Origin of the sequence: Synechococcus sp. R6-10 (genome assembly GCF_047461815.1) — a bacterium.
GTDB lineage: Bacteria > Cyanobacteriota > Cyanobacteriia > Thermostichales > Thermostichaceae > Thermostichus.
On record NZ_JANSHW010000594.1, the window covers coordinates 1 to 5,440 of the forward strand.

Annotated in this window: 6 protein-coding genes and 1 pseudogene; 5 read left to right on the forward strand and 2 right to left on the reverse strand. The window is 58.9% G+C overall.

Going from position 1 to position 5,440, the window contains the following annotated elements; genetic code table 11:
• Together NW837_RS14255 and cobW are read left to right on the forward strand one after the other, a co-directional pair.
• Positions 1-169 (forward strand): annotated as a pseudogene (locus NW837_RS14255) (Photosystem II reaction center protein); the annotation flags it as partial.
• Positions 170-300: 131 nt separating this feature from the next.
• A complete protein-coding gene (gene cobW / locus NW837_RS14260) occupies positions 301-1,356 on the forward strand; it encodes a cobalamin biosynthesis protein CobW (protein ID WP_414332246.1) in 1,056 nt (351 codons plus the stop codon).
• A 12-nt stretch (positions 1,357-1,368) separates the two neighbouring features.
• On the opposite strand, the gene NW837_RS14265 is transcribed toward cobW, so the two are convergent.
• Positions 1,369-2,325: an NAD-dependent epimerase/dehydratase family protein gene (locus NW837_RS14265; RefSeq protein WP_414332247.1), complete on the reverse strand. Its 957-nt coding sequence runs from the start codon at positions 2,323-2,325 to the stop codon at positions 1,369-1,371.
• Between the two features lie 213 nt (positions 2,326-2,538).
• Between NW837_RS14265 and NW837_RS14270 the strand changes: the two genes are divergently transcribed.
• Complete coding sequence (locus NW837_RS14270; protein WP_414332248.1) at positions 2,539-3,567, forward strand: ABC transporter permease; 1,029 nt, start codon at positions 2,539-2,541, stop codon at positions 3,565-3,567.
• Positions 3,568-3,591: 24 nt separating this feature from the next.
• Here NW837_RS14270 and NW837_RS14275 read toward each other — a convergent pair whose 3' ends face one another.
• A complete protein-coding gene (locus NW837_RS14275; RefSeq protein WP_414332249.1) occupies positions 3,592-4,587 on the reverse strand; it encodes an AAA family ATPase in 996 nt (331 codons plus the stop codon).
• 130 nt (positions 4,588-4,717) lie between these two features.
• Between NW837_RS14275 and NW837_RS14280 the strand changes: the two genes are divergently transcribed.
• Both NW837_RS14280 and NW837_RS14285 read left to right on the forward strand, forming a co-directional pair.
• Positions 4,718-5,158 (forward strand): RrF2 family transcriptional regulator, encoded by a 441-nt coding sequence (locus NW837_RS14280; protein WP_414332250.1) that lies wholly within the window; start codon positions 4,718-4,720, stop codon positions 5,156-5,158.
• Between the two features lie 78 nt (positions 5,159-5,236).
• Positions 5,237-5,440: S1 RNA-binding domain-containing protein (locus NW837_RS14285; RefSeq protein ID WP_414332251.1), on the forward strand; the 204-nt coding region annotated here is incomplete at its 3' end.

The following is a 5,440-nucleotide window of genomic DNA, read 5'->3' on the forward strand; positions in this document are numbered from 1 at the left end:
CTTCACCAGCCCGCGCACCTGGTTGGCTGCTCACAACTTCATCTTCGGCTTCCTGTTCTTTGTCGGCCACCTGTGGCATGCCGGTCGCGCTCGCGCTGCCGCTGCTGGCTTTGAGAAAGGGATCAGCCGCGAAAACGAGCCGGTTTACCGGATGAAGCCGATCCGATAAGGGCATAAGTCCCTCTGGAATGTACCTTTGGCCCCCCTTGCCGGGGGCCTTTTTTTGGGCATCCCCCCCTCAAGGATTGGCAGAAAGAAAGTTTGGGGTGGAAACTGAAGAGCGCTGAGTCATCAGAGCAGATGCACAAGATCCCTGTTACCGTCATCACCGGATTTCTCGGATCCGGCAAGACCACGGTGATCCGTCACCTTTTGCTCAACAACCAGGGCCGCCGCATTGCCGTGTTGGTTAACGAGTTTGGCGAAGTGGGCATCGACGGCGAGTTGCTGCGGAATTGCCAACTGTGTGAGGGGGAGGGATCCATCCCCATTCTGGAGCTGGCCAACGGCTGTCTCTGCTGCACGGTGCAGGAGGAGTTCTTGCCCACCATGGAAGCTCTGTTGCAGCGGCGGGCGGAGCTAGACTGCATTTTGATTGAAACCTCAGGACTGGCCTTGCCCAAGCCGCTCGTGCAGGCTTTCCGCTGGCCCACCATTCGTACAGGCGCCACGGTGGATGCGGTGATTACGGTGGTGGATGGTCAGGCTCTGGCCTCCGGGCAACTGGTGGGGGATCCGGCGGCCCTGGAGGCGCAGCGGCAGGCTGACGAAAGTTTGGACCATGAGACTCCGCTTGAGGAATTGTTTGAGGATCAGTTGAGCTGTGCCGATTTGGTGGTGCTCACCAAGGTGGATCAGATTACCCAAGAGGAGCAAGCTCGGGTGGAAAGCTGGCTGCGGCACCACTTGCGCCCTGAGGTTCAAATCCTCCCTTGTGAGCGGGGGCAGGTTCCCCCAGAAGTGCTCTTGGGCTTTAATGCGGCGGTGGAAGATCAGTTGGAGCGCCGCCCCAGCCACCACGATCACGGGGAGGAGCATGAGCACGAAGCTTTTGAGTCTTTCTACCTCAGCTTGGAGGGAGGTTATGAGCCGGGATCCCTGGTGGCTCAGCTACGCCAGTTGGCCCAAGAGGAATGTCTTTACCGGATCAAAGGATTTGTGGCCGTCCCCTACAAGCCGATGCGCCTGGTGCTGCAGGGGGTGGGATCCCGATTTGAAACCTACTACGACCGCCCCTGGCGACCCCAGGAGCCGCGCTTGACCCGACTGGTGCTGATTGGGCAAAACCTCAACCGCGAGCGCATTGCGGCCCAGCTTCAAGGCTTGGCGGTTGACCCGGCTGCCCCCCGGAGCTGATCCCTGTCTAGCTCAAAGGTAGGCATCCAAAAGAGAGGCCAAAGTGGGAAACCGGCAGCGCAAACCCAGGCTTCCTGGAGAAAGGGCCGGGTAAACAAAATGGCGGTGGCGCAGACAATATTCATCCCACTCGGAAAGCCGCACCCGAAACAAGAAGGCCAAGCCGCGAACCAAAGCCAAAGGCAGGGGCACGCGGAAATAAATCCGCTTTTTGAAATAGGCACACACCTGTTCCACGCACTCATCCAAAGACAAGGGGGAGTTGCCCAACACCCAATCTCCTGCGCCTGGGGGATGAGCCACCCAGTGGGCGACCATCTCGGCCACATCGGCAGCGTGGATAAAGTGGAAGCTGGCATCCACCCGCAAAAAGCGGATCAGATCCAGCCAGCGGAGAACGTCCTTGAGGCCGGCAGTGATGTGGGAGTAGGGGTGGTGGGGGCTGCCGCCAAAGAGCAGGGTGGGATAAAGGGTGAGCAGGCGCTCCGGCCAGAAGCCGCTTTCCTGCCGCCGCAGCAGCATCTCGTACTTGCTGCGGATGTAGTCGGTGCCGGCCCGTCCGGCAATGGCCAAAGGCTCCAGGTCCTGGTTCAAAAGGCTGGCCGTGGAAAAGTAGATCACCTGCTGACAGCGCTCCGGATCCAACAACTGAAAGAGCTCCAGGGTGTGGGTAACATTCACGGCCCAAGCCAGGGCGGGATCCCCCCAAGCCGCTGCCATGTGGATCAGCCCATCCATCTGTCGCAGCAGAGCGGCGTGTTCCCGGATGCGCAGGAGATCGCCGGGTACTAGGGTGATGGGGGCAGGGAGTCGTTCCAGGGGCAGCCGTAGGCGGCTGGTCTCGCGGATGAGAACGTACAGGTGGTAGGCGGGCCGCTCCGGAAACTCGGGATCCCTTTGCTGGGCCAGGCGCTCCAACACATAGTGCCCCAGGCAGCCGCTAGCGCCGGTAAGAAACAGGTTTCGCAAGAGGTCTTCCCAACGGGACTCGATGAAAAAAGCTTCTGACTAGTGTACCGCTTCAGCTTCTGTCTGCCGGACTGCCTGAGCCCTCAATTCCCCTGCAAGAGAGCCGCTCGACTTGGCAAACCCCACACTGGAAATCTGGCCGCAAGGATGTCAGCATAGTTCGACAAGAATCCAACTCAAAGAGCGCACCACTTAAGGTATCCATCTGCATCTGTGGCTGTAACCTCCTCTCCGCCTTCCCGTTCCCGCGCTTTTGACCTTTGGCCTCCCCTGGCCTTAGTTTTGCAGCGGATCACCCAAGCGGTGCCGGTGCTGCTGTTGATCACGGTGCTCAGCTTTTTGCTCTTGCAGCTGGCCCCCGGAGATTTTTTGGATCCCTTGCGGGCGGATCCCAGTTTCAGCCAGGAGTTTATTGCCCAAGAGGAAGCGCGGCTGGGGTTGGATAAGCCCTTGGTTTGGCAGTACTTGACCTGGCTGGGCAACCTGCTGCAAGGGGATTTCGGGGTGAGCTACACCTATCGCGTGCCGGTAGCACAGCTCATCCTCTCCCGCGCCGGCGCTACCTTGCTGTTGGCGGTGTCCTCTGTGGTGCTGACTTGGCTGGTCGCCATTCCCCTTGGGATCCTGGGGGCGCTGCGGCAGAACACCCCCCTGGATCGGGCGTTGCAGTTGCTCAGCTACCTGGGCCAGGCCATGCCCAGCTTCGTGCTGGCCATTTTGCTGCTAATTGTGGCCCAAAACGTGAGCTGGCTGCCGGTAGGGGGGATGACCAGTGTTTATTTTGCCGAGCTTAGTTTGGGGGAAAAGTTGCTGGATCTGGGCCGCCACCTGCTCCTGCCCACGCTGGCCCTGAGCATCACCAGCTTTGCCGGGCTGCAGCGGATTACGCGCGGCAATTTCTTGGATGTGCTGCGGCAGGAATACATCCAGGCGGCGCGGGCCCGTGGGATCCCAGAGTGGCGGGTGATCTGGTTGCACGCGCTGCGCAACGCCGTCAACCCCTTGATCACGATCTTGGGCTTTGAGTTTGCCAATCTGCTCAGCGGCTCTTTTATTGCCGAGTTTTTCTTCAATTGGCCGGGGCTGGGCAAGCTGCTCTTGGAGGCTGTTCAAAGTTTCGACATCAATGTGGTGATGGCGGGGCTTCTGCTGGGGGCCGTGATGCTCATTCTGGGCAATTTGTTGGCCGATTTGCTCCTGATGTGGATGGATCCCCGGATCCGACCCGACTCACTGCTGTAGTTAACCATTGCTGCTACGGATCCCTCAAACAGGCGGCTCAATTGTGGAGACAATATCCCGAATCACCGCCTCAGCCTCTTGCCGTCGGTTGCCGGCCATCTCTCCCGACCCGGCCAGAGAAACCCGATGGGTCAGTACCGGCACGAACAGTGCTTGCAGATCTTCCGGTAGACAAAAGCTGCGCCCTTTCACCAGCGCCTGAGCCCGTGCTGCCCGCGCCAAGGCCAGGGCTCCACGGGTGGATACCCCCGCCCGCAGCAGCTTGGACACGCGAGTGGCCTGCACCACCTGCAGAAGATAGTCCGCCAGGGATCCATCCAAATACACCTGATCCACCGCCGACTGAATCTCCCGCAACTCCATCAGGGAGAGAACCGGCTGCAGAGCATCCACCGGCTCGGCCTGTTGCCGTTGCAAGAGTAAAGCTCGCTCTACCTCAGGGCTGGGGTAGCCAATCGACAGCCGTACCAAAAACCGATCCAACTGGCTTTCTGGGAGGGGATAGGTGCCGTGGTACTCCAAAGGATTTTGGGTGGCCAACACCATAAATGGGCTGGGCAGCGGGTAGGTGCGATCGTCCAGCGAAACCTGCTTTTCCGCCATTGCCTCCAGCAGGGCACTTTGGGTGCGGGGCGAGGTGCGATTGATTTCATCCGCCAAGACCACGTGGGCAAAAATGGGGCCGGGACGAAATTCAAAATCCCCTTTTTCTTTGTTGAAAAGGGTGAGGCCAAGGATATCTGTCGGCAATAGGTCGCTGGTAAATTGAATCCGCTGAAACTTGGCTCCCAAACTGTGGGCGATGGCCCGCGCCAAAGTGGTCTTGCCCACACCGGGCACATCTTCAAGCAAAACATGACCTTCCGCAACCAAGGCCGTGACCACCGCCTGCACCACCTGCGATTTGCCCTGAAACACCGATTCAATATTGGCAATCAGCTTGCCAATCTGTTGATGTAAGTTTTGTAACCGCTCTGCCGGGATCCGTGCTGAACCAGACCGGGTGCTGACACTCGCCATAAACCATTCCCAAAGGGGCCTATTCCACCTTACAGGCTGGATCCCATTGCCAGCTCAGGGCGGGATCCCGCTAAACCCCAGTGAAAAACCGGAGTATCATAGACCTAAGCCCTCCACAAGGATGGATATCTTGGAACTGTCTTGCAAAAGTGAATATGCTCTCCTGGCCCTTCTGGAATTGGCCCAGCACTACAGTGATGGCCAGGTGCTGCAGATTAAAGAAATTGCGGCTCATCAGTCCATACCCGACCGCTACTTGGAGCAATTGCTGGCCACCTTGCGCAGACAGGGGTTGGTGCGCAGCCAACGGGGATCCAAGGGAGGCTACTTCCTGGCCCGAGCACCCTGGCAGATCTCGCTGCTGGATGTTATCCAGGCCATCGAGGGGGAAGATCTCACCCGCTCCCGCGACTTGCCCTCGGGCGATCTCACCCCAGAGCGGGAAGTGCTCCTGAAGGCCTGGCAAGATGCCCAAGCTGCGGCGGTAGCCATTCTCCAGAAGACCACCCTACAAGACCTCTGCGACCGGCAGGCACAACAGCAACAGGCTCGGCTCATGTACTACATCTAGGCCAGAGGCTGGAGCTGGGATCCCTGGCAAGTTTTGGGTTATCCTGAAACACATTGCTTTTCGAATTGAGCCCTTTCCATGACCGTTCGCTCTTCTCGCTCTCAGGCTGCCGATACGTTTTCCGCGGAAGATTTTGCCCAGGCTTTAGACAAGCAAAACCTCAGCTTTCAACCGGGGCAGGTGGTGCAAGGCCGCATCTTCCAACATCAGAACGATGGCGCTCTGGTGGATATTGGCGGCAAATCCCCGGCCTTTTTGCCCCTCAAGGAAGCAGGGATCCGC

Coding starts and splice junctions, on each gene's coding strand:
- cobW (WP_414332246.1), top strand. CDS start 301: ATGCACAAGATCCCTGTTACCGTCATCACCGGATTTCTCGGATCCGGC.
- NW837_RS14275 (WP_414332249.1), bottom strand. CDS start 4,587: ATGGCGAGTGTCAGCACCCGGTCTGGTTCAGCACGGATCCCGGCAGAG.